The organism is Microbacterium sp. (assembly GCF_036566905.1).
Lineage (GTDB): Bacteria > Actinomycetota > Actinomycetes > Actinomycetales > Microbacteriaceae > Microbacterium.
This window is the reverse complement of record NZ_DATCVK010000188.1, coordinates 60,588-84,245: the sequence shown is the minus strand read 5'-3', so window position 1 is coordinate 84,245 and position 23,658 is coordinate 60,588. Positions and strand designations below refer to the sequence as shown.

The 23,658-nt window shown below is 67.3% G+C and carries 17 protein-coding genes; 11 read left to right on the top strand and 6 right to left on the bottom strand.

All coding sequences use genetic code 11. The features are described 5' to 3' along the window. Positions 1-33 precede the first annotated feature (33 nt). The 3 genes from VIP82_RS15805 (at position 34) to VIP82_RS15795 (ending at position 6,146) form a co-directional block, all read left to right on the top strand. Complete coding sequence (locus VIP82_RS15805) at positions 34-2,889, top strand: alpha-L-rhamnosidase (protein WP_331910291.1); 2,856 nt, start codon at positions 34-36, stop codon at positions 2,887-2,889. Then, entirely contained in the window at positions 2,882-4,393 is a 1,512-nt protein-coding gene (locus tag VIP82_RS15800; protein ID WP_331910289.1) for a glycoside hydrolase family 43 protein, read from the top strand. The genes VIP82_RS15805 and VIP82_RS15800 overlap by 8 nt, the downstream gene beginning before the upstream one ends. A 118-nt stretch (positions 4,394-4,511) precedes the next feature. Beyond that, positions 4,512-6,146, top strand: coding sequence for a DUF5605 domain-containing protein (locus VIP82_RS15795; protein ID WP_331910287.1), 1,635 nt, complete (start codon positions 4,512-4,514; stop codon positions 6,144-6,146). 33 nt (positions 6,147-6,179) lie between these two features. On the opposite strand, the gene VIP82_RS15790 is transcribed toward VIP82_RS15795, so the two are convergent. Further along, a complete protein-coding gene (locus VIP82_RS15790; RefSeq protein WP_331910285.1) occupies positions 6,180-8,618 on the bottom strand; it encodes a glycoside hydrolase family 2 TIM barrel-domain containing protein in 2,439 nt (812 codons plus the stop codon). A 278-nt stretch (positions 8,619-8,896) separates the two neighbouring features. Here VIP82_RS15790 and VIP82_RS15785 point away from each other — a divergent pair, with 278 nt between their 5' ends. The 3 genes from VIP82_RS15785 to VIP82_RS15775 all read left to right on the top strand — a co-directional run bounded on the left by VIP82_RS15785 (position 8,897) and on the right by VIP82_RS15775 (position 14,140). Next, positions 8,897-10,207 (top strand): MFS transporter, encoded by a 1,311-nt coding sequence (locus tag VIP82_RS15785; protein ID WP_331910283.1) that lies wholly within the window; start codon positions 8,897-8,899, stop codon positions 10,205-10,207. Continuing rightward, the gene (locus VIP82_RS15780; protein ID WP_331910281.1) at positions 10,197-12,611 is read left to right on the top strand and encodes a glycoside hydrolase family 3 N-terminal domain-containing protein; all 2,415 of its coding nucleotides are present in this window, start codon (positions 10,197-10,199) and stop codon (positions 12,609-12,611) included. The genes VIP82_RS15785 and VIP82_RS15780 overlap by 11 nt, the downstream gene beginning before the upstream one ends. A 110-nt stretch (positions 12,612-12,721) precedes the next feature. Further along, positions 12,722-14,140, top strand: coding sequence for a DUF5597 domain-containing protein (locus VIP82_RS15775; RefSeq protein ID WP_331910279.1), 1,419 nt, complete (start codon positions 12,722-12,724; stop codon positions 14,138-14,140). A gap of 406 nt (positions 14,141-14,546) precedes the next feature. On the opposite strand, the gene VIP82_RS15770 is transcribed toward VIP82_RS15775, so the two are convergent. Further along, on the bottom strand, positions 14,547-15,005 hold the full coding sequence (locus VIP82_RS15770) for a P-loop nucleotide/nucleoside kinase family protein (RefSeq protein WP_331910390.1): 459 nt from the start codon (positions 15,003-15,005) through the stop codon (positions 14,547-14,549). A gap of 277 nt (positions 15,006-15,282) precedes the next feature. Here VIP82_RS15770 and VIP82_RS15765 point away from each other — a divergent pair, with 277 nt between their 5' ends. Continuing rightward, on the top strand, positions 15,283-15,984 hold the full coding sequence (locus VIP82_RS15765; protein ID WP_331910277.1) for a mycothiol transferase: 702 nt from the start codon (positions 15,283-15,285) through the stop codon (positions 15,982-15,984). Between the two features lie 3 nt (positions 15,985-15,987). Beyond that, complete coding sequence (locus VIP82_RS15760) at positions 15,988-16,392, top strand: DUF2255 family protein (protein WP_331910275.1); 405 nt, start codon at positions 15,988-15,990, stop codon at positions 16,390-16,392. 133 nt (positions 16,393-16,525) lie between these two features. Here the strand turns inward: VIP82_RS15760 and VIP82_RS15755 are convergent, their stop codons facing one another. The 3 genes from VIP82_RS15755 to VIP82_RS15745 all read right to left on the bottom strand — a co-directional run bounded on the left by VIP82_RS15755 (position 16,526) and on the right by VIP82_RS15745 (position 20,610). Continuing rightward, entirely contained in the window at positions 16,526-17,347 is an 822-nt protein-coding gene (locus VIP82_RS15755) for a hypothetical protein (protein ID WP_331910273.1), read from the bottom strand. A 38-nt stretch (positions 17,348-17,385) separates the two neighbouring features. Then, positions 17,386-17,868: a hypothetical protein gene (locus VIP82_RS15750; protein ID WP_331910271.1), complete on the bottom strand. Its 483-nt coding sequence runs from the start codon at positions 17,866-17,868 to the stop codon at positions 17,386-17,388. A gap of 756 nt (positions 17,869-18,624) precedes the next feature. Beyond that, positions 18,625-20,610: a sensor histidine kinase gene (locus VIP82_RS15745; RefSeq protein WP_331910269.1), complete on the bottom strand. Its 1,986-nt coding sequence runs from the start codon at positions 20,608-20,610 to the stop codon at positions 18,625-18,627. A gap of 156 nt (positions 20,611-20,766) precedes the next feature. Between VIP82_RS15745 and VIP82_RS15740 the strand changes: the two genes are divergently transcribed. From VIP82_RS15740 to VIP82_RS15730, 3 genes are all read left to right on the top strand, one after another. Continuing rightward, entirely contained in the window at positions 20,767-21,480 is a 714-nt protein-coding gene (locus VIP82_RS15740; protein WP_331910267.1) for a response regulator transcription factor, read from the top strand. Between the two features lie 229 nt (positions 21,481-21,709). Continuing rightward, positions 21,710-21,952, top strand: a complete 243-nt coding sequence (locus VIP82_RS15735) for a hypothetical protein (RefSeq protein ID WP_331910265.1) — start codon at positions 21,710-21,712, stop codon at positions 21,950-21,952. Between the two features lie 45 nt (positions 21,953-21,997). After that, positions 21,998-22,225 carry a hypothetical protein gene (locus VIP82_RS15730; protein ID WP_331910263.1) on the top strand — a complete coding sequence of 76 codons (228 nt, stop codon included), beginning with the start codon at positions 21,998-22,000 and terminating at the stop codon, positions 22,223-22,225. Between the two features lie 215 nt (positions 22,226-22,440). Here the strand turns inward: VIP82_RS15730 and VIP82_RS15725 are convergent, their stop codons facing one another. Beyond that, positions 22,441-23,658 carry a hypothetical protein gene (locus tag VIP82_RS15725; RefSeq protein ID WP_331910261.1) on the bottom strand — a complete coding sequence of 406 codons (1,218 nt, stop codon included), beginning with the start codon at positions 23,656-23,658 and terminating at the stop codon, positions 22,441-22,443.

The window sequence follows — 23,658 nt, the reverse complement described above, 5'->3', positions numbered from 1 at the left end:
CACGGCGCACACCTCTCACACCTCAGGACACACATGACTCCCCTCTCGGCGCCGACCGCGCCTCGATTCGAGCACCGCACTGACGGCGGTCCGGCTCTCGGCCTCACGACGGTCCGGCCCCGGCTGAGCTGGACCGTGCCGCTCGCGCCCGAGGACTACCGGCAGACCGCATACGAGGTCGAGATCCACCGACGCGATGACGACACCGAACGATGGGTAGTGGAATCGACGGATCAGGTGCTGGTGCCCTGGCCGTCCGCTCCGCTCGACGCCCGCGAATCCGTAACGGTGCGGCTCCGCGTGCGGGGCAGCGACTGGAGTCCCTGGAGTGAGCCGGCACAGGCGGAGGCCGGCCTGATCACGCCGACCGATTGGAAGGCTCGGTTCATCAGCCCGGTCGGGCTCGGCGGGCTCCGGCAACCCGCTCCGCAGTTGCGGGGTGCGATCCACGTCCCTGGACGCGTGGTGAAGGCGCGGCTGTTCGCCACCGCACACGGGCTGCTCTCCGCGCGCCTGAACGGGAACCCTGTCGACGACACCGTGCTCGCCCCCGGATGGACGTCATACGAGCACCGGCTTCGCGTCCGCGCCTATGACGTGACCCCGCTCATCAGAGAGGGCCAGAACACGATCGACGTGACCCTCGGCAACGGCTGGTGGCGCGGCCGGTTGGGCTTCCTCGGCCAACGAGCGCACTACGGCCATCGACTCGCTTTCCTCGGGCAACTGGAAGTGACCACCGACGACGGCAACGTCCACGTCCTCGCCACCGATGAATCGTGGGGTGCTCGAGCCTCCGGGATTCTGATGGACGACATCTACGACGGACAGACGACCGACCTCCGCCACGACCCTGCCGCACCCTTCGACCACGCCGTCGAGATCGTCGACGCGGACCTCGCCGTGCTCGTGGGCGAAGACGGACCACCGATGCGGGTCACGGAGACCGTTCCCGCGCAGCAGATCTGGCGATCTCCCAGCGGCAAGCTTCTGATCGACTTCGGCCAGAACCTCGTCGGATGGGTCCGACTGCGCGTGCCCGCGTCGGGCCCTGGCGAAGAGATCGTGGTCCGGCATGCCGAGGTGCTCGACGCCGGCGAACTCGGAGTCGGACCCCTCCGCAGCGCCAAGGCGACAGACACGTACTACCTGGCGGGGACCGGCGACGAGCTCCTCGAACCGGCGTTCACCTTTCATGGCTTCCGCTATGCCGAAGTCGACGGGCTCGACGAGATCCGGTGCGAAGACATCGAGGCGATCGTCATCGGCAGCGACCTGACTCGCACCGGCTGGTTCGAGTCGAGTCACGAGATGCTGAACCAGCTGCATCGCAACGTGGTCTGGGGCATGAGAGGGAACTTCCTCGACGTTCCCACCGATTGCCCGCAACGAGACGAACGCCTCGGATGGACCGGCGACATCCAAGTCTTCTCACCCACCGCCACCTACCTCTTCGATACCGGCGGGTTCCTGACATCCTGGCTCGCAGACCTCGCGGCAGAACAGGATGCCTCAGGACGAGTGCCGCACGTCGTGCCAGACATCCTTCGCTCCGAGGTGACGACCATTCCGACGGCGGCCTGGGGTGATGCAGCGACGGTGGTGCCGTGGGTGCTGTGGCAGCAGACCGGCGACCGCGGGATTCTCGAGCGGCAGTTCGCGAGCATGCGCACGTGGGTCGACCACGTCGCCTCTATCGCCGGGGATGACCTGATCTGGCGGGGAGGGGTGCAGTACGGCGACTGGCTCGACCCCACCGCCCCCGCCGACGACCCGTTCAACGCGACGTCCGATCCGGATGTCGTTGCGACGGCGCACTTCGCCCGCTCGGCCGACATCGTCGCGCAAGCGGCCGAGGCGTTGGGTGACGCGGATGCGGCGCAGTTCTATGGCCGCCTCGCCGAGCGGGTACGCGCTGCGTTCAACGCCGAGTTCGTCGCCCCGTCGGGCCGAATCGTCTCGGACGCCCAGACCGTCTACGCAATGGCGCTGGAGTGGGACTTGCTGCCCGACGCGCGACAGCGTGCGGCTGCCGGCGAGCGACTGGCTGACCTGGTGCGGGCGAGCAGCTTCCGGATCGCGACCGGATTCGTCGGAACGCCGCTCATCTGCGACGCGCTGACCAACGCCGGATTCGAGGATCTGGCGGTCCGTCTCCTCCTGCAAACACAGTCACCGTCCTGGCTGTATCCGATCACCGTCGGCGCGACGACCATCTGGGAGCGGTGGGACAGCCTGCTCCCCGACGGCACGATCAATTCGAACGGGATGACATCGTTCAATCACTACGCACTCGGAAGCGTGGTGGACTGGGTCCACCGCCGCGTCGCGGGGCTGGCCGCCGCAGCCCCCGGCTATCGGGCTATCTCGGTTCGCCCCATCTTCCCGTCAGCACTGGATCGCTGCTCAGCGCGTCACCGCACGCCGTACGGCGATGCCGCAGTGGGTTGGTCCCGCGCGGATGGCGTCGTCACTCTCGAGGTGGAAGTCCCGGTGGGCGCCCGGGCGGAGGTCGAGCTTCCGGGGGACGCCACAGTCACGACGGTCGGGCACGGCCGTCACCGTTGGCAGTTCGTGGAAACGCCCGCGGAGGGGACGGCCCTCCACACGGTGAGGGACTTCCTGGACGACGAGCACGCGTGGGAGGAGTTGACGCGCTTCGCGGTCGACAACGGGCTCGTGGCGTCGGAGACGCAGCTCGCGCGATTGCTCGCGCCGTTCCGTGATCGGCCCGTCGCCGAGATCGCTGATGCGGTCTGGACGCGCATCTGGCCGTCCGAGTCGACGAAGGCGGCGCTCGCCGGGCTCGTCGCGCACTATGCGGCAGCCGCCAGTGCGCCCACCCGGCCGCTGTCCGCCCAGCTCGAAGACGCTGCCCTTCATGTCTGAACGAGTGGCCGCATCGACTTCGCTGGCGAAGAGTCTCAGCGCGGAACTGCATCCGATCATCCCGGGGTTTCATCCCGATCCCACGATCTGCCGCGTGGGTGACGACTACTACCTCGCGCACTCGAGCTTCGAATACTTCCCGGGTGCCCCGATCTTTCACAGCCGCGACCTGGTGACCTGGAGCCAGATCGGCAACATCCTCACGCGACGATCGCAGTTCCGGGCCGGCACGTCCGGACCCTCCACGGGAATCTATGGTTCGACGCTTCGTCACCGCGACGGACGCTTCTGGTTCATCACCACGAACGTCAGCGACTTCGAGTCCGGGCAGCTGATCGTCCACGCCACCGATCCCGCGGGGCCGTGGAGTGACCCCGTATTCGTTCCTGAGGCCATCGGCATCGATCCCGATCTGTGCTGGGACGATGACGGCGCCTGCTACCTCACCTGGCATGTTCTCGACTTCACGGTCGGTGGCCAAGGCATCCGCCAAGCGCCGATCGACCTGGAGACGGGTCGCCTCCTCGAGCCGCATTATCCGGTGTGGCAGGGGAGTGGGATGCCGATGGCAGAGGGTCCTCATCTCTACCGCATCGGCGACTATTGGTACATCATGCTCGCCGAGGGCGGCACCGAGCGCGGGCATTGCGTGACCATCGCGCGCGGACCGAGTCCGCGCGGCCCCTTCGAGTCCTGCAGCCTGAATCCGGTCTTCACCCACCGGAGCAGCTCCCATCCGGTGCAGAACGTCGGCCACGCCGACTTCGTTGAGACTCCGAGCGGTGGATGGGCAGCCGTCTATCTCGGTGCGCGCCCGCGCGGGTCCACGCCGGGTTTTCATGTGCTCGGCCGTGAGACGTTCCTCGCCGGCGTCGACTGGATCGAGGGTTGGCCCGTGTTCGACGAGGCCCGCTTCGAGATCCCGGACAAGCCCTCCGGCTTCGTGGAGCACTTCATCGGCGCCGACCTCGACCCCCGATGGGTCGCGGCGGGCAGCGAACCCGACGCCGTCGTCGAACGGGCTCCGGAGGGCGGACTCAGATTCCGTCGGTGGGGATCGGCGGCCGATGTGCTGTGCACACGCGTCGCGGACTTCGCCTGGCAAGCTGACGCCGTCGTGGAGCGGTCTGGCACGGTCGGGCTGCGGCTGGACGACCGGCACTGGTGCGGCGTCATCTTCGAGAACGGCAGCGCTCAGGCGATCGTGCAGATCGGCGACATCCGTCAGCGGGTCGGCGCAGTCGATATCGCCGGCGACACGGCGACCTTGCGCGTATCGACGACGCCTCCACAGACGGCACCGGTGCCCTTCGGCTACGCCGGCCCCGACGACGTCGTGCTCTCCGTCGTCCGCGACGGCGAAGCGATCGAGATCGCCCGACTCGACGGCCGCTACTTCTCCACCGAGGTCGCCGCCGGCTTCACCGGCCGGATGCTCGCACTCGGCGCGCCGTCGCGCGACGGGCGCGTCGTGTCCGTGACCTATCGACCACTGCCCGATTGACTCGCTTCGAGGAACCATGCGCTACATCGATCCACAGACCCCGGCTTCCGCGGTTCTCCAGCAGCGTGACGCGAAACACGCCATCGGGGTGATCGCTCCCGATCTGCTCGCATCGCCGATGCTCACACAGCTTGCCGACTTTCCCTTCGGCTCGCTGGCAACCTTGATCCTCGGCGAGGGTGATCCACGGAGGGCAGCGATCCTCGAGGCCGTCGCCCAGTTCGAGGACCTCAGTCCCCTCCCGCCACAGGACCCCGCCATCGCCGCGTCCCTCGACTATGAGGGTGCGGACGTCGCACGGGGATCCGCCGCGGAGGAGATTCCGAATGCCGCGGCCCGCAACGAACGGGTCGAGATCGTTCTGCGGGGTCCGTCCCACGGCAACCCGTTCGTCGATGTCGACCTCACCGCGGCATTCACGCTCGACGACACCACCACCTTCCACGTCGGGGGCTTCTACGACGGTGAGGGGGTGTACCGACTACGCTTCCTGCCCCCGCGTGCCGGCCGCTGGACTTTCACGACGTGGTCGACGGCGCGCTCGCTCGATGGTGTGCAGGGCGTGGTCGATGTCAGCGAATCGGATGCCGCGGGGCCGGTCCGCGTGAGTGGACGCGGGTTCGTGCGGGCCGATGGCACGCCGTTCGTCCCCGTCGGCACAACGTCGTATGCGTGGACGCATCAGCCGGCGGCGCTGCAGGAGCAGACGCTGCGCTCGCTGGCGACCGCGCCGTTCAACAAGCTGCGGATGGGGCTGTTTCCCAAGTCGTTCCTCTTCAACTCGAACGAACCCGAGCGGTTCGTGTTCCCGCGTGCCGAGGGGGGCGCCTTCGACACGACTCGCTTTGATCTGGAGTACTTCGCTCATCTCGAACGGCGCATCGACGAACTCGCGAATCTCGGGATCGACGCGGACGTGATTCTCTTCCACCCCTACGACCGGTGGGGATTCGCCAGGCTCGGTGCCGCCGCCGACGACCGATACGTGTCGTACGTGGTACGCCGCCTGTCGGCGTTCCCGAACGTCTGGTGGTCGATGGCGAACGAGTACGACCTCCTCACCGCGATGCGACGCGAAGACTGGGACCGTCTCGCCGGGCTGGTGGTCGCCAACGACCCCGTGGGGCATCCGCTGTCGATCCACAACTGGGTGGAGATCTTCGACTACGCAGCCGAGTGGGCCACGCATGCCAGCATCCAAGGCGGCGGGCGCGAGATGGCGCAGTCGGTCGCGAAGTGGCGCAGCAGATGGGACAAGCCGATCGTCGTCGACGAGTTCGGCTACGAAGGCGACCTCGACCAGGGGTGGGGAAATCTCACCGCCGAGGAAGTCGTCCGCAGGTTCTGGGAGGCGACTCTCCAGGGCGCGTTCCTCACGCACGGCGAGACGTTCTGGTCTGACGACGAGGTGATCTTCTGGGCGAAGGGCGGCACGCTCCGCGGTGAGAGCCTTCCTCGACTCGCGTTCCTGCGCGAGCTGATCGAGGCTGCCCCGGATGGACGGATCGCGCCGCTGCCGAGCGACTGGGACTTCGCCACCGGTGGCGGAGACGGCTACGCGCTGACGTACTTCACTGACGCCCGGCCGAAGTTCCGCACGGTGCGGGTGCCTCAGGGGATGCGGGCGAAGATCGACATCATCGACACCTGGGCGATGACCATCGAGGAATTGCCCGGCATCCACGAAAGCGACGTGCGCGTCGACCTCCCCGCCCGCCCTTACATCGCTGTGCGGGTGCGAGCAGCCGACTGATCGGCAGCGGATCCCCGCGCGGATCCGCTGCTGTCACATCCCCCCGACGGCGACCGCGGCGTCCGCATCGGCCAGGCCGGGGGAGCGTACCGTGACCGTGATCCGGCCCTCGCCGGTCGGCCGTACGATGGCGAGCGCGCGCCCATCGAAGGTGGTGCAGCTGGTCGAATCGAATCGCTCCTCCGTCGCCGGCCGTGCCGAGCCGAGGGCGACGAGCTCGCCCGGGCCGTCCACCGACACGTGGACGAGGGCGTCTTCGGAGCTGTTCAAGACATCGCGTCCGTCGCGGAACTCGATGCTGATGTAGGCCAGGTCGCCGGGGTCGGGTTGGATGTGCGACCGATCTGCGGACGCGACGAGCACTCGGTCGGATGCCGTCACCAGCGCGGTGCGCTCGCTCGGGATGCCGTCACGGTAGGCGATCGCGACGAGTTCTCCCGGCTCGTACGCGACATCGAAGCGGGTGCGGAAGTCGGCCGCCGGCCCGGCAGCCGACCGTCCGAGGGAACGCGCGTTCAGCACGAGCTCCACCTCATCCGCGTCGCTGTACACCTCGACCTCAGCACGCGCTCCGTCCGGAAGGTCCCACGTCCAACTCGCCACGGCGTCGCTCCAGGCCCACTGCATCTCGAGCCGTCGGCGGCCGTAGTGCTGCGGCCTCAGCACCGCGATGTAGGGCTCGCGTCGCAGTCCGTAGACGATCTCCCGGTAGTAGGACTGTGGCCGCCGGAAGCCCGTGATGTCGAGATCTCCCGCCCACGCGGTGAGCCAGGGGAAGTCGGGGTCGCCGCCTCCGCGAACGTCGGGGTCGTCGGTGTAGTCGGTGCGCCCGAGCCCGACCTCCCCGAGGTAGTCCCACCCCGTCCAGGTGAATCCGCCGATCACGTGATCGTGCGCGACCGTATCCGCCCACGATTGGGCGGTCACGCGCGGGTTCGTCTCGGTGCCGAGCACCACCCGGTTCGGAAAGACGACGGCGTCTGGGGCGTAGCGTGCCTCGGCGTAGTTCAGGCCGGCGATGTCTGCTGCCGCGTGCGCCTCTGCAGTGCGGACGGTGACGACATCGGACACGGTGACCTCGTCGAAGAACTCCGTCATCTCGTTCATGACGTCGTTGACGCCGCGGGCCGTCGCGTCCGCGAGGCGGTTCTTCAGGTCGCCGATGACCTCACCCGCCACAGCCCAGAAGCTGCTCACGGCGGTGGTGATGAATCGGGTCTCGTCATTGAGCCGGATCCGCTCGGCGATGTCGCGCGCCAGCGAGCCTCCGAAACCGGACCCGTACTCGTGGATCTCATTGCCGATGCAGTACAGGATGACGCTGGGGTGGTTGAAGTCCTTCTTGACCATCGCGTCGACGTCGCGCTCCCACCACTCGGGGAAATCGAGTGTGTAGTCGTAGGGCTTGTTCATCTCGGTCCACGCATCGAACGTCTCGTCGAACACGAGGACACCGAGCCGGTCGCAGGCATCGAGCATCGCCGGACTCGCGGGGCAGTGCGAGCTGCGGATGGCGTTGAAACCGGCCGCCTTCAGAAGTTCGATTCGACGCTCCTCCGCCCGCCGGATCGTCGCGGCGCCCAGGGGGCCGTTGTCGTGATGGATGCACGCGCCGCGGAGCTTGATCGGCTCATCGTTGATCCGGAGTCCATGGCGCGGGTCGATACGGATCGTGCGGATGCCGAACGACGTGTTCACGTCGTGCGCGTCGTCGCTCTCTTCATCGCGCAGCCGTGCGCGGAAGTCGTAGAGGTGCGGGTGATCGACGCCCCACCGCTGGGGAGCGTCGACGTAGAGCCGATTGCGAATCGTCGTCGTCGCATTCGGGCGGATCGTGACGGGTCCGCGATCATGCGCGACGATCGACCCGGTGTCGTCGCGCACCTCGACCTCGAGCGACAGTCGACGGGTGACCACGCTCTCGTTGCGCACCAGGATGGCGGATTCGACGACGGCACGCTCTTCGTCGACATCCGGCGTGGTGATGCGGATCTCGTCATCGACGATGTGAGCCAGCGGCGTGACCACGAGATGGACGTCGCGGTAGATGCCGAGCCCGGTGTACCACCGGGAGTCCTGGTTCGCTCGCGCCTCGACCCGCACCACGTTCTCCTGCCCGTAGCGGAGGTGGGCGTCGAGGGAGACGCGGAAGACGCTGTAACCGTACTTCCATTGGCCGGCGAACTCGTCGTTCACGTAGACCATGGCGTCGCGGTACACGCCTTCGAATTCGATGGTCACCCGTCGTTCGCGCCACGCGACCGGAACGTCGAACCGCTTTGTGTATTCGACCTCACCGCCGGGAAAGAACGCCGATGATGGGCCGCCGGGGACATCGGAGGACCGGGTGAATCCGATCATGGCGTCGTGGGGGAGTGTGACCCTCTCAGAAGCGGCACCGCCCATGAGGTCTACGAAGCCGCTCACCTTGCGACGGACCGACCAGTCGTCGTTGAACAGGTACTTGTTCATGCTGCTCCGTTCGCGCGTCACGTGCGGGAGCGATCGCTTCCGCACGCTACAACTGTCAGGATCGACGGCAAACGCGGCCGTGCGGCTGCATCGATCCTCACGTCCTGCCTACTGCGTGCCCGCCAGACCGGCAACATCAGCCACGCCAGGTTGCGCAATAGTCGCCACGACCGAGGCTCGCGCCCTCATCACCTCGTAGTCTCGAGATCCCCACCGTTCGCGGCGTTGGTGCGCCTGGGTCATCCGGCAGCGCGCAAGGGTCTGAGAAGGCATCAGCCATGTTGCACAGCCGTGCCACGAAACGTGCATCGACCCGCCGGTTTCGCCGCCACCCCGTATCCCGCCCGACACACAGAACTCCCGGCTCGCCGTTTCCGCGGCTCGGGCTCCTGGTTCTCGCCGCCGCGATCTTCGTCTCGATGTCGACCGAGTTCCTGCCCGGCGGTCTCGTGCCGAACATCGCCGAGACGTTCGACCGCCCGGTCACCGATGTCGGGCAGCTCATCACCGTGTTCGCCGGAGCCGTGATCCTCACCACGACCCCGCTCGCCGTCCTCACTCGACGGATGCCGCGCAAGCCGCTCGCGATCATCGCCCTCGTCGGGATCGCAGCGGCGACGGGCCTGACCGCGCTGGCACCCACGTTCGAAATGCTCCTCATCGCTCGCGGGGCAGGCGGGGTGGCGCACGGGCTGTTCTGGTCGGTGGCTGCGGCATACGCGGCCGATCTCGTGGCCTCGTCGCAACTGGGACGCGCGACCGCGATCACGGCGGCCGGGGGTTCGGTCGCCGGCGTGCTGGGAGTCCCGCTCGGCAATGCGCTTGGTCAGGCCTTCGGGTGGCGAGTCGCCTTTGGAACCCTTGCGGCTGTTGCAGTGCTCGTCGTGCTCCTGGTCGCGCTGCTGCTACCGGCCGTGATGCCCAATCCGCCGGCACCGCGCAAGGCGTCGGCGCGCGACGCCTCGACGCCGTCGGCACTCGGGGGCATCCTGCTCGTGTGTGCGATCATCCTGCTCGTTGTGATCGGGCAGACCACATACGGCACTTACTCGGTCGTATGGCTCGGCGAAGTCGCCGCCATCCCGTCGGCGGCGATCCCTGCCTTCCTCTTCGGCACGGGCCTTGCGGCATTCGTCGCGGTGTCTGCCGTCGGCCGGATCGCTGACCGCTTCCCGAACGGCGCGATGCCGGTGGCGGTCGGACTGCTCGCGGTCCTGAGCGCGCTGTTCCCGCTCGCGGCCGCGTGGGGGATCGGTGCTCTCGTCGTCACCGCACTCCTGCAGGCGATGGCGTTCGCTGTCGTTCCGATCCTGCTGCAGACCCGGATGATGCGGATCGCACCGCCGCACCAGCGTGCGACCGCAGCCGCACTGCAGACCACCGCGTTCAACGTCGCGATCGGCGGCGGCGCCGCCCTCGGCGCGCTCGTGGTCGGAGCGTGGGGTCTCGGTGCCCTGCCCTGGGTGGCTGCCGTGCTCCCCGTGGCGGGACTGATCCTGCTGCTCCTCACGCCCCGAGCCTCGGCATCGCACGCAGGTACCGACCCACACCCGTCCCCGAGCCACACGGAGGTTCACAGTGTCTCCTGAGTCAGCCCACCTCGACACCGCGCTCAGCGCCCCGGAGCGTGCCGACCGCCTCCTCGCCGAGATGACGTTGCGTGAGAAGGCGCATCAGCTCGTCTCCGTGCCGCCCTGGTACCTGGTGCTCGCCGACGGTTCCGCTCCGGCGGTGCGCGACGAGTGGCTGGAGAAGGCGCCCGGCCACATCTCCAACTTCGGGGTCGACGACCCTGCGACGATGGCGCGGATCGTCGGGGACCTGCAGCGCACCGCCATCGAGGGCACGCGTCTCGGCATCCCGCTGCTCCTGCACATCGAGGCTCTGAACGGCCTGCTCGCGGGTGGGCATATGGTGTTCCCCACATCGATCGGGCTCGCGGCGACCTGGAGTCCCGACCTCGTGCAGGAGATGGCCGACACGATCCGACAGCAGATGCTCCGGGTCGGCGTGCGGCAGGCGCTGTCGCCCAACATGGACATCGCGTTGGATCCCCGGTGGGGCCGGGTGCACGAGACCTACGGGGAGGATCCGTACCTCGTCGCAGCGCTCAGCGTCGCGTACACCCGAGGACTCCAGGGCGACGATCTCCGCACGGGCGCCATCGCCACCGCGAAGCACTTCGTCGGCTACGGCCTGCCGACCGGCGGCATGAACCTCTCCTCCTACGAGGGTGGCCCCCGGCGCACGCGTGACCTCTACGCGTATCCGTTCGAGGCCGCGATCCAGTTGGCTGGCCTCGGGTCGGTCATGAACTCCTACTCGGACGTGGACGGGGTCCCGGCCGCGGCGAACCCCGACGTGCTCACCACGTTGTTGCGCGACACGCTCGGGTTCGACGGGTTCGTCTCGAGCGACTACATGACGCTGGAGCACATCCACACCCGCCAGCGCGCCGCTGCCTCGCCGGCCGACGCCGGCCGACTGACGATCGCGGCTGGACTCGACACCGAGTTCCCCGTTCCCTACGGCTACGGCGACGCGCTCGCCGGCGAAGTCGAAGCCGGACGCGTCGACATCGCACACGTCGACCGATCCGTGCGCCGCATCCTCACCGCGAAGTTCCGTCTCGGGCTGTTCGAGAACCCCTACCCCGCCGAGCGCATCGAGATCGCGGAGGTGGCCGTCGAAGGACGTGGGCTGTCGCGCGAGCTCGCGCGCCGCTCGGTCGTCCTCGTCAAGAACGACGGAGTGCTTCCTCTCGCACCCGGTGCCACGAAGGTGGCGGTGATCGGTCCCCACGCCGATGCAGTGAAGCTGCAGTTCCCCACCTACAGCTACCCGGCCTTCCGGGATATGACCACCTTCATGTCGGGCGGCGGCATGGGCAACATGGTCGGGATCGATCCGGGCATGGCCGCATGGAACAACAGCCTGTTCCCCTCGATGCCCATCGAGGATTTCGTGCGCGACAGGCTGGACGCGACCTCGCTCATCGACGAGATCGACCGTCACGCGCTCGCCACCCACGTCGTGGCGGGCAGCACTCTGACGACCGACCTCGGCGAGGATGCGATCGCGGATGCCGTAGCGGCGGCAGCGGCATCCGATGTCGTCGTGCTCGCGCTCGGCGGAGCGAGTCTCTGGTTCAATGGCGAGCGCACCGAGGGCGAGGCGAGCGACTCCGCCGACATCGCGCTGCCCGCGGCACAGGTGCGCCTCGCTGAGGCCGTCGCCGCGACAGGGAAGCCCATCGTCGCCGTACTCGTGCAAGGTCGCGCGTACACGCTGCCCCAGGTGATCCAGGACGCCGCGGCGATCGTCGTGTCGTCGTACGGCGGCCCCTTCGGTCCGGCGGCCGTCGCCGACGTTCTGTTCGGAGAGGTGAACCCGAGCGGAAAGCTGCCGTACAGCATCCCGCGCCATACGGGACAGATCCCCGTCTACCACCACCAGCGCGCCGGCACCGGGTACCGCAACCCGCTGCCGCCCGATGTCGACCGCCACTACCTCGACATGCCGGCGACACCGCTCTATACCTTCGGGCACGGCCTCAGCTACACCGAGTTCGTCCTGTCGGACCTGGTTGCGGATGCCGAGATGACGACCAGCGGGTCGGTGCGGATCGCGGCGACCGTGGAGAATGCGGGCGAGCGCAGCGGAGACACGGTCGTGCAGCTCTACGCGCGCGTGAACACCGTCGGGGCCACGCGCCCTGCACAGCAGCTCGCGGGATTCGCACGCGTCTCGCTCGATGCGGGGGAGGCGCGGCGGGTGACCTTCACGCTGGATGCCGCGCAGCTCGGATACACCGACATCGCAGGCGAGTTCGTCCTCGAGCCGTCGCCGGTGAACGTGTGGGTGAGCTTTGACGCCGAGTCGCGACCGCTCGAGACGGTGGTCGACGTCACCGGATCCCGCCGTCGGCTGAGGAGCTCCGAGCGGACCTTCCTGTCGGTCTCGACGCTCCAGAAGGACGAAGGCTCTCGATGACTGCATCACGACAGCTCTTCCTAGGGGGAGAGCTCCACAACTCGAGCGCAAGCAGCCCTGCTTCGATCCGCGAGGCTTTCCGCCGTGTCCGCGATATCGGCGCCGACTCGGTGCTCGCGCCGATCTCGTGGGAGACCGTCGAGCCGCGCGAAGGCGACTTCGACCTCTCGCTGGTCGACGCCGCGTTGGAAGCGGCCGAGACGGAGGGACTGCGGTGGATCCCGCTGTGGTTCGGTGCCTGGAAGAACGGGGCGTCTACGTATGTCCCCGGCTGGGTCAAGCGAGATGGTGCGCGTTTTCCGCGCGCTCGATCAGCGAACGGGTCGATGCACCACATCTCGCCATTCGGTGAAGAGATCGCTGCGGCCGATGCCACCGCCTTCGCGCGGGTCCTCGCGCGTATGCGTGAATCCGGAAAGGCGCACGTTGTCCCCTTCGTGCAAGTCGAGAATGAACCGGGGCTTCTGGGTGCTCGTCGCGACGAGAGCGATGTAGCCGAGACGCACTGGAACCGGGACGTGCCTGATGCCGTGATCGCCGCTGCGCGCGACGGGGGCGGGCGCCTGCGCTCGGCGTGGGAGTCAGAAGGGTCGCGAACCGCGGGCTCCTGGAGGGAGGTCTTCGGGTCCGAGGCGGATGAGGCTCTGATGGCGTGGGGATACGCAACGCACATTGAGAAAGTCGCAGCACGCGGACGCGTGGAACTCGACGTTCCCCTCTACGTCAACGCCTGGCTCGACGCGGTGAATCCGATGACACCGGCCGACCAGCTTGTCGCCGGCGGCATGGAGCCCGGCGGCTACCCGAGCGGCGGCCCGGTCCCTCATCTGCTTCCACTTTGGCGGGCGCTCGCGCCATCCATCGACTTCTTCTCGCCAGACATCTACTTCGGCGACTTCGACGCGACGTGCCGCGCGTACGCCGCGGCCTCTGATCGCCTGGTCATACCCGAGATGAGGCGGGATCAGCTGGGCATCGCCCACATGTTCCGAGCGATTGGTGAACACGGCGCCGAGCTCGTAGCACCATTCGGCCTGGATTCGCTGCACACGGGTGCACCGGACTACGACGAGATCGTGGACGCGTACGGGCTGCTTTCGGCGATGCGGCAGACGATCGCCACCGCTCGCACCGAAAGCATTCGGGGATTCTTCGTTGATCGCGCCCACCCCGTCTCGCCCGTGACGATCGGAGGAATCGAGCTCGTCGCGTCGTTGGATGATCCTCACGGCATGCTCGACGAAGGTGAGATCGGTTATGGCATCGCCGTCGATATGGGGGGCTCGGTGCGAGTGGCAGGCCGGGGCTTTGTGCTGCAGCCGGGCCAGACGACGACCGGCTACTTCGTGGCATCGGTGATCGAGCGAACCCGACAGCTCGAGGTCCACCGAGTCCTCAACGGCGACGAGGTCGGCGGTGGCAGCGGGGTGCGCTTCCATCGCTTGTACTCCGGTCGCGGACAGGGTGTCGTTCCCTTCGACACGCGCTTCACCGGCATCGTGGACCTGGAGTTGTACCGCTTCGAGTGAACGTCTTGGTCAGCTGCGGAGAACACGCCTTCCGCGAAGTGTGCACGAATTGTGAGCAGGCTGGACGCGATTGGTTACTTCGCGGGCGACCCGTCCTCAATTGACGACACGCGCGCGAAAGCATGGTGGTGGCGAGGCGCTCGCGCGCGCCCGCCTCAGTGCGTCCGATGGCGATCGCCTCGTTGTGGTGGCGCCCGCGCGTCAATCCGACGTAGAGACCGGCGGCGTCGACGTCGGAACCGACGATGGAGTCGTCGGCAGTCTCACCCTGGATGCCGTGCACGGTCGACGCGTAGGCGAGCACCACATGGTCGAGGGCGTATTCGCGCGAGATTCGGCGTCGCTCGCCGTTGTCGGTGGGGGAGAAGAGGTCGATCGTCGCGGAATCGATGCGGTTGACGATCGCTCATTGCAACGCGGAGGCACCGAGTACCGTCAGCGGGCCTTCGTCGGCGGTCGGGGGCTGGAAGTGGTCGAAGTACTCGGCCGCGACGTCGTTGGGAAGCGCGTAATCGTCGGCGTGCCCGTGGCCGCGCGCATCCACTCGCTCGAGCGCGACTGCTCGTGGCGTCGCGAGATAGATCGTCTCCGGCACTACTCCAAGCGGGCGCAATAGGTCCCGATACGCGAGGCGGGCGCGCTTGGACCAGAACGAAAAGTCGAGCACCACATCTGCGCCGGCCGCGACGAGCGCGATGAGGCGGGTGCGGAGTTCTTGCTCGATGTCTTCGTGCACGTCGGTCGGAAGGGGCATCGTCTGGATGCCGCGTCGCCACGCTTCCTGGTCGAATGAAAGGCGAACCATGCCCTCGGATTCGAGCCGCCTGGCGACGGTCGACTTTCCGGATCCCGCTGGCCCGCACATCAGAACGACTCTGCTCACCGCTCCGACGATAGCCCTTGATCAGTCGGGGTCCCTGGGCGTGCCCCCGCGCGGATGAGGATCCGCTGCGGGCAGTTATGGGGCGCTAAGGTGGTGACTTCAATCGGTCAGCATCGTGTTCGCACCGTCTGCGGATCGCAGGACTGAGCCCTCGGAGGCGGAGGATCAGGTAGCTGGTCAGCTGGGATGATGTGCCTCCTTGTCGCGCGACGTCACCCGGTTGTAGCGAGCGTGACGCGCGAGGTCGAGGATGACGCCCATGACCTGGAACTCATCGAAAGGGGCAGCGCCGCTCGTGCAGGTGTCGCGGATCGCGGCCGCGTTGCCCGCCTCGTCTGCGGCTGAGCTGGACGAACTCGCCGACGCGGTGGAGGCACTGACCGACGCGATCGGCCTGCAGCGAGACTGGCCCGCGAACGACCCATCCGATGTCGAGCGTGCCCAGCACGAGGCATCCGTTCCTGTGCTCGCGGATGTCGACGTGTCGCGCTGGAGCGAGCCAGATGACACCGGCGACGAGCGCGAGGACCTTGTTGCGTGGCTCGAGCATCCGCGCCATGAGTTGCTTCGGAAGCTCCGCGACCTGTCCGCGGAGCAGGCCATGCGATGGTCGGTACCGCCCGTGGAGTTATCGGTTCTGGGTCTCGTTCGCCACATGAGGCAGATGGAGGCGGGATATCTCGCGTGGGGTCTGAGCGGTGAGGGTGCGCGAGACTTCCCCGGCGACGACGACTTCGCAGGCGGATCGCTGGAGAGCGTCGGCGATGACATCAGCGGGTGGCTGACAGAGGTGAAGCGAGCGGATGCCGCGATCGCGGCCTCGCCGTCGCTCGATGCGCGCGGGCTCGGTCATGGCCGGACGCTGCGATGGTCGCTCATCAAGATGCTGCAGGAGTACACCTTGCATGCCGGCGAGGCGCACATGATTCGCTTCGCCGCGCTCGGCGAGATGAGGCGCTGATCCATGCCCGATCCAGCGCCCTCTGACATCGACTCCGGTTCATCGTGGACGCCCGCGCAGTTGCGCGTGCTCGACGACGCGATCGAGATCGAGGTCTCGGCTTCGCGTCGCGAAGGCGGCCCCAGCCGCTGGACCCCGATCTGGGTCGTCGTCGCTGGAGCCGATGTCTTCGTCCGCACATGGCACCGGCGCGACACCGGATGGTACGGCGCGGCAGCCAGGTCGGCGGCCGCACGCATCCGTGTCGGCGACGTCTCGATCGACGTGATCGTCACGGCGACCGGTGTGACGGATGCTGCCGCGGTCGACGCCGCTTACCGCAAGAAGTACGGCGATCTCGCAGCACGCAGCATGGTCACCGCGGAAGCCGCGGCGTCCACCCTCCGCCTTGACCCGCGTGCTGACTGACCGCACAACTACTCGTGCCCGTAATGGCTCGGCGACCGCCCCTTACCGTGCGCCCCATGGGGATCCCTGGACGGCTAGAGGCAGGTTGCCCGTCATCGACCGCCGCCTGCACGGTTGGTCGCAGTCCGGCGGGTCAGGCAATCTCACGTGGACGTCTGGACGCCTCGGATGGTGACACACTCAACACCGATTCATCCATGAGGCTTAGGACCGTTCGACGGTCGGTCTCCGACAGCCCTTTGAAGAGCCGTTTCGCCCAGAACAGTGCTCGGGTCCTACTCCCACGCCAGATCCCCAGGAGGACACCGATCGTGACAGGCAAGGTGTAGACGACGAAGTACTCGTTGGGTGGCAGCGACCAATCTCCCACGACCAGGCTCCCGCTCGCGTACAGCACCGCCTCGTTCACCAGCACGGCGGCAAGCCCCCACGCCCAGGCACGGGAAGGAATGCGGTGCGCGACGTACCTGCCGACCGGCATGGATGCGGCGAGCATGACAATCAACACTAGGCCTGCGGCCGTGCCGGCTCCGGAGCCTCGCTCGACCAGATCGTTGTAGTCGGCTCCTGTCAGGTGGCCCGACGACTCTGCATCCGCCAGCGTCATGTATGCGAGCGTGTAGCCAAACACCAGACTGAGCAGAAAGGCGAGGCCCAGCATCCCACTCGCGACGATCAGAACGTAGACCGGAGGCCGCGTGAAGCGCCCCGTGAGCAGCTCACTCGTCCGAGTCTTGTGAGCTCGTCGATGATCAGAGCGTTTGATCGCCAACGCCGGGACCAATGCTCCGGATGCCGTTGCGATCGAGGCGACTGCCGCGGCTGGAAGCTCCCAGCTGCCCAGGGCAGCCGCCACCGCGGCGACGACGATTGCTGACAAAAGCGAGACCACAGCGGTGCGCGCCGGTGACGCGTTGGATTCGGACGTCGCTACTTCAGTGGGTGCTGTACTCATTTCATCTCTCCGGTCTTCCTCCAGCGCCGAGACTTCAGTCAGCTAGTGCGGGCCCGTGACTCGTATGCCCGCGAGCGGGTGGAAGGGAATGCCGACACGCACAGGTATCCGCCCATGAGCGCCAGAGCGATCGCGAACGGTACGACGAAGAGGATCGTCGTGTTCTGCTCGTTCGATGCGAGCGCCCCGGCTGCGCTCACGCCGACAAGGATCGCCATCCACAGAGGCAGCAGTCCGACTGCGGCACTGCACCACGCGACGACCGCGATCCCCGCCAGCACGGCGATGACTCCCGGCCCGACAAACAGCGGCATCCACGGGAAGTCGCCGAGCGCCGTTTGGATGATGCCCCCCGTCAGCAGCAGTCCGACGCCTATCCCGAGCAGGATGAGTCCCGCCCCCGCCGTAGTCGGCTTGAGACCTGTGCGAATCACCAGGAGCGCCAGCCCCCCGATGCCGAGGACCAGCAGGACGAGGGCCGCGGTGCCCATCACCGCGATCAACGGGGTCGTGGTCCGCATCGGGCGACTTGCGCACTCCTCGAGTCCGACACAGCCGATGGCTTGACCGGAGTGGATGATTGCCGTGCACGCGAGCCCGATTCCGCCGAAGAGAGCGCCGGCGCCTGACATCAGACGCGATAGGTGCGTTCCGCCGGCGGACGTTGTGCTGTCCATGTCGGGATCCTTTCTTCGAGTGGATTCAGAGTGCCGGTCACTAGGCGGGAGCCGCGTCGCCCTGGGGGCGTCACTTCGGCGTCGATCCGGGGGTGGACTGCCCCGAGCGGATCCCACATCGGGTGCACCCGTTGGTGTACAGGCGAATGCAAACCCCGGGTCGATGTGCGGGGTGCCCTCGCCGGAGCAGGCTCAAGTCAGCCATCCGGGAGGACGCCATGCGCACACAGCGATCGCCCCGCATTCGTGAACGACGAGAGTCGTTCCGCCTGCGACGACTCTCGACTGTCGCGGCGATCACTGTGCTGACGGCCATCGGCATCGGCGCAGCGCCGACCCCCTTCTCGACCGCCCCCGCGTCATCGGCGATCGAGGGCGAAGTCGTTGTGCCTGAGAGGGCCGGCGTGGTCTGCGGACCGGGGGCGGCGTTCGGAAGCCATTCGCTGCGATGCGTGCGGGGGGCCGGATTCCGGCCTGTTGCGGGCAGCGCGCGCGGTCTTCTGCCCGTGTCGGCACCTCGCTGAACGGATGGCCGAACCCCTCGAACACACGGTACGTCCGTCGCGGTTCGAGCCTCGCAACGCCAGCCTCGCCTACGGTTCAGGCCGCGTGCACGGGAGGTGCGGATGGCTCGGCAACAGGCAGCCGCGCGTCGACCGTGAACGTCTCGCCGTTCGAGGACCAGCGCAGTTCGCCTCCTGCCAGATCCACCCGCTCGCGAAGGCCCAGCAGGCCGTAGCCTCCCGACAGCTCCGGGGTCGGCACGGTGAACGCCGGTCCGGGGTCGCTGGCGATTTCAACCCGCACGAGCTGTGGCATCCACGAAACCGTGACGACGATATGCGCATCCATCCCGGAATGCTTGACAGCGTTGGTGAGCGCCTCGCGTGCGACGCAGTAGGCGGCGATATCCACACTCGGTTCGAGGCGCTTGGGCGCGCCGATCACCTCAAGGTGGATGTCTTTGACGGTGCGACGGGTTCGCTCGACGAGTCTGTCCAGTTCGCCGATGCGCGCCGTATCCACCGCTATGTGGGGACTGATGGTCGCGTCATCCTCTCCAAGTATGACGACGAGCTGATCGAGTTCGCGCATGGCCTCCGCGCCTGACTCTTCGATGGGAGCGAGCGCCGCCGCCGCGCGCTCCGGGCTCTGCTCGATGATTCGTCGTGCTCCAGCAGCCTGCAGCACCATGACCGTGATCGAGTGGCCGATGACGTCATGGAGTTCGTAGGCAAGCCGCGCTCGTTCCTGTTGAACCGCGTGACGGGCGGCGCCGCCAGCGGTCTCCAATCGATCGATCTGCCGCCGCCTTCGTCCCGTGACCACGCCCGCCAGCCACACGGCGATAACGATGGCCGCGCTGCCGATGAGGTTCGATGCCATCACCTCTGGGTATTCGAAAGCTGTGATGGAGAGGTACGCCCAGGCGATCAGCGAAGCCGGGATGGATGTCCACAGGGATGTCGCGCTGGCCACGGCGGCGAGGGCGACCAGGACCGGAATGATCGGGGTCTGATTGTCGAACACGAAGTCGCCGCCGTGGAAGAGGACGACCGCGAGCGCCGTCGCGGCGATGACTGATCCGAAGACCACCACGGGGAACTGATGACGCCACAACAGGACGCACAGCGTCAGACCGAGGAAGAGGCTAGCCAGCAGCCGCATCCCACCCTCGTATGAAAGCGATGCCAGAAACATCGTTCCCGCGATGGTGCTGATCGTGACGAGAGCATCGCGGTCGCTGACCATCGTCAAGCGATCGCGAAACCGCCCTCTGACTGCGTCGTCGGCGTGCTCGGTTCGCTCCTCGACGGCGAGTTGCGGGTCGTCGTGGAGCAGATGCAGCAGGCGCCGGAGCTCATGCATGGCTTCGACTCCAGTCCGCTCGACCGCTGCGAACGCAGCGACCGCGCGGCCTCGATTGTCCGCGATCGTGACCCGCGCGACCGACGCCTCGGCCACCATGGCGGCCACCGCGCCACGGACGATGGTGCTGAGCTCCGAGGCGATTCGGGATCGTTCGGCGCGCACCGCCGCGGCTGCGCGCTCCTGATCAATCTGAAGCTGTCCGAGCCGCGTCCGAATCACATGCGCGAAAGCGCCCAGCCCCCATGAGACTGCACACACGACTGCGGTGGCGAAGGAATTCCAAGCCGCGCTTGACGCAGGAAAGGCGACGACGAACACGAGGGTCGTGTGGGCGTACGTTACGCACAGGCAGATCAGCGAGATCCAGACGTGACGACGAGCCGCGACCGCGCCGAGGCCTACCGCCACGGTGAGCATGCAGAGCAGTCCTCCGCCGACGGTGAGGCCGCCGATGGGCGCCAGGAGCGCCCACTGCAGAGCGATCACGCCGGCGAGAGCGAGTACCGGTGCGTGAGATCTCCATAGGAGCGGGCTGGTGATGACCGCGATAGCGAGCAGCAGGAGCCACTCGCCGCTCCGGTGCCCGTCGATCGTGAATAGCACGGCAAGGTCGAAGGCAACGAGACAGCCGACGACCAGCACATCGAACCGCACGGGCCACGCCAGACGAAGCCGGCGTCGCCGCGAGATCGACGGTCGGTTCGCGTCTCCCATGACACCTCCCTTCCGGATGAGGCAAGCTTCCCGCGTCCACCCGGCCCGCGCATCCTCCCGCGCGTCGATCCCACAGGTCGATCCCAGGGTTGATGCCGGATCCATCGCTCAAGCAGGGGCATGGCGCACACCATTCGTCCGCGGGACACTGAGCACATGTCGACCGAGCCTGAGGACGCTGACACGGGACGTTCCGTGCGGGTCGTGCTCGTCGATGACGAAGCGCTCATCAGAGCCGGATTGCGCATGCTTCTCGACGCCGAGGACGGCATCGAGGTCATCGGCGAGGCATCCGACGGGCAGGCCGGCGTGACGTTGGTCGCAGAGTTGCAACCCGACGTCGTCGTCATGGACGTGCGAATGCCGCGTCTGGACGGCGTCGAGGCGACCAGCATCCTCACCTCGCCCGACTACCGGGACGAACATGGCGGGCCGCCGGGCATCCTGATCCTCACGACGTTCAGCGACGACACCGCCGTACGTGACGCCGTCCGAGCCGGCGCCGCGGGGTTCCTGCTCAAGAGCGCCGCCCCCGCGGTTCTGCCGGAGGCGGTGAGGTCGCTCGCGAAGGGCGATGGGTGGCTCGACCCTACGGTGACGCGATCTTTGCTGAACGAGCTCGCTTCACGTGCCGAGCCTTCGCTCCCGACATCCGCCGAGATCGAGCAGCTGACCCGTCGAGAGCGGGAAGTTCTCGCGGCGATGGCGAACGGACGATCGAATTCACAGATCGCGACTGACATGTTCCTGAGCGAAGCCACGGTGAAGACACACGTCCATCGAATCTTCCTAAAGCTCGGCATCACCGACAGAGCACAAGCCGTGTCCGTCGCCTTCAGAACCGGATTCGTCCGCGCCAGCCAAGGCTGACCGCCCCGCACGGCGACCAGTTCGAGCGCCGGATGCGGAGCTTCCGGCAATGGATCGTGCAGGACTTCACTTCGTCAGAGCACTCCGCATCCCAGTCGCCGTCTGCCGTATGCGCGACAAACGCTCCTCACCGTGCTGGTGCTCGGAGAACGACCGTCCTGCGAGCCACCGGCCGGCCTTGCACAGCAGGCTCCTCACCGAAGCCCTCGGGCGACCTAGGGTGGCTTCTGTGAGATCGGTGCGGCAGTTTCTGGCGTCATGGGCACGCCGTTTCCTGCCCCTACTCGCTGTTCCGATCTTGATCCTGATCGTGCTGCCGTTCCCGATGTGGATTAAGGTCGTCGCGGTGTTGAGCTGCGTCTTCTTAACGCTGCTCGAGCATGTCCTGGAATGGGTCGTGATTCCGTGGCGGAAACGCCGCCGCGAAGGCGCGCAGCCCATGGAGCGGCACCAGCGCCCACCGGCTCGCTAGGCGACTCGCTTTCGGTCGGCTCCAGCTGGTGCAAATGGTGGCCGCATGGAAACCATCGAGTGGTGGGCGAGGCTGGACTCCGACGCCAAGGCGTGGCTCATTGCCCACAACGGCGAAGCGGTGTCACCGGAAGTGCGGAGCAAGATTGCGGCGGCAGGCGGCGCGGTGACCTCGAGCGCGTGGTGGGTCGGCGAGTCAGGACCGGACGGATTCTTTCTCTCGGATGAAGCCGTCGACTGGATCGAGACCGCAGCGAACGACGAATCCGACTAAATCGCGCGCGCTGATGACCGGCTTGCGGACGCCGCAAACGAGCGATCCGCCGCGCACGTCAACGTCCACCATGCGGGCTCGGACGCACCCCGCAGATCGGATGTCGCCGCCGGTCCCGGTCCATGCGCAGAGCTCCGCGCAGCGCTCTCGCTGAATGCGCTCCATCTCGACGCCTCACGGCAGAGACATCCTTGCCATGTACCGCGGCTCGGGCGTCAACGATCGTGCCCGTCGCGGACAGGTGCGGGCTCGGATGAATCGCCCCGGCGAGCTCGTCGGACTGATCCGTCGCTCAAGAGGCTAGCCGTCCAGATCAGGGCAACGAGGCCCGGGAGCAGAGCCGTCGGGCGGCCGTCGGACCAGCCCATCACCGCGACGGCTGCGAGAACGAGGATCACAACGGCCGAGAGCCCGAGCCATATCCGAGGGTGTCGGCCGCGGAAGCTCTGCGGCCCGGGTGCCGCGGCCGCGGCATGCATCTCGTCCCGGAACTGTTGACGTGCGCTGCGCGCAGTGATCATGGTGCGGTCGGCGTTCGACTCCCCATCGTCGGACAGGACCACGAGCAGTGATGGGTGAATCCGGAGGATCTCACATAGGTCCTGAAGTGCTGCAGCGTGCGGTCCTCGCCGAAACAGCGCACGCAGACGGTCGCCGCGCTCCTGGTCGAGGCGAAACCGCGTGACCCACGCAGCAGGGTCGCCGTCGTCGAGCGCGAGATCACTGAGCATCGCGCTCACCGTTGCACCGTCGTGGTCGACTTGGCCAGGCTTGCTCGGGTCGACCCGCAGCCACGGCGTCCGCCACGTCATGATGACCGCGCTACGGCGATGTATGAAGGCCGCGGAGGCTTCCTCGCCGCTTCGCCACATGGCGATGCCGTCGGTCATCGCCCAAACGCCGTTTGTGAATGCCCTGTCACGGTCCGCCGGATCGTGGACCGTGAGCGCGAGCCCCATCTCCCCGGCGTCGACGGCGACGAACGACATGTCGAATCGCGCCCCGAGAGTCGCCAGCACACCCGGCTTCTCATGCGTCGTCCAAGCGATCGCGTCGACGCGCCCCGGTCCACCCGGCGCGGTGTCGCCGAGGCCCGGGTCATCATCGGATTCACCGGCGAGCTGTTCGATGCGCTCACCGTCAAGAGTGCTTCCTCGACCAGCCAGACTGTTGAGGCTGTTGATGAGTCGGTCCCGGCCCAGCAGGGACCATCGCAGTTCCGGGCCATATGTGGCGGCGACCGCGAGGGGCGACCCGTCATCGTCTAACGGAACAAGCGCGAACGTGCCGCCTTCGAAAGGACTGTGACGCACGGCCGCAGGCACGCGAAGTTGGCGGAGGAGTTCCGCGAGGCCTTCGACGCAATCGGCCTCGGACGCCGGCAGATCGAGTCGCACCCAGAAGGCGGGCTCCGGCTCGCGCGCTGGCATCAC

What these genes read in the sequence shown, in the direction of transcription:
- VIP82_RS15805 (WP_331910291.1), top strand. Translation starts at nt 34, where the DNA reads ATGACTCCCCTCTCGGCGCCGACCGCGCCTCGATTCGAGCACCGCACT.
- VIP82_RS15800 (WP_331910289.1), top strand. Translation starts at nt 2,882, where the DNA reads ATGTCTGAACGAGTGGCCGCATCGACTTCGCTGGCGAAGAGTCTCAGC.
- VIP82_RS15795 (WP_331910287.1), top strand. Translation starts at nt 4,512, where the DNA reads ATGCTCACACAGCTTGCCGACTTTCCCTTCGGCTCGCTGGCAACCTTG.
- VIP82_RS15790 (WP_331910285.1), bottom strand. Translation starts at nt 8,618, where the DNA reads ATGAACAAGTACCTGTTCAACGACGACTGGTCGGTCCGTCGCAAGGTG.
- VIP82_RS15785 (WP_331910283.1), top strand. Translation starts at nt 8,897, where the DNA reads ATGTTGCACAGCCGTGCCACGAAACGTGCATCGACCCGCCGGTTTCGC.
- VIP82_RS15770 (WP_331910390.1), bottom strand. Translation starts at nt 15,005, where the DNA reads ATGTGCGGGCCAGCGGGATCCGGAAAGTCGACCGTCGCCAGGCGGCTC.
- VIP82_RS15765 (WP_331910277.1), top strand. Translation starts at nt 15,283, where the DNA reads ATGACCTGGAACTCATCGAAAGGGGCAGCGCCGCTCGTGCAGGTGTCG.
- VIP82_RS15760 (WP_331910275.1), top strand. Translation starts at nt 15,988, where the DNA reads ATGCCCGATCCAGCGCCCTCTGACATCGACTCCGGTTCATCGTGGACG.
- VIP82_RS15755 (WP_331910273.1), bottom strand. Translation starts at nt 17,347, where the DNA reads ATGAGTACAGCACCCACTGAAGTAGCGACGTCCGAATCCAACGCGTCA.
- VIP82_RS15750 (WP_331910271.1), bottom strand. Translation starts at nt 17,868, where the DNA reads ATGCGGACCACGACCCCGTTGATCGCGGTGATGGGCACCGCGGCCCTC.
- VIP82_RS15745 (WP_331910269.1), bottom strand. Translation starts at nt 20,610, where the DNA reads ATGGGAGACGCGAACCGACCGTCGATCTCGCGGCGACGCCGGCTTCGT.
- VIP82_RS15740 (WP_331910267.1), top strand. Translation starts at nt 20,767, where the DNA reads ATGTCGACCGAGCCTGAGGACGCTGACACGGGACGTTCCGTGCGGGTC.
- VIP82_RS15730 (WP_331910263.1), top strand. Translation starts at nt 21,998, where the DNA reads ATGGAAACCATCGAGTGGTGGGCGAGGCTGGACTCCGACGCCAAGGCG.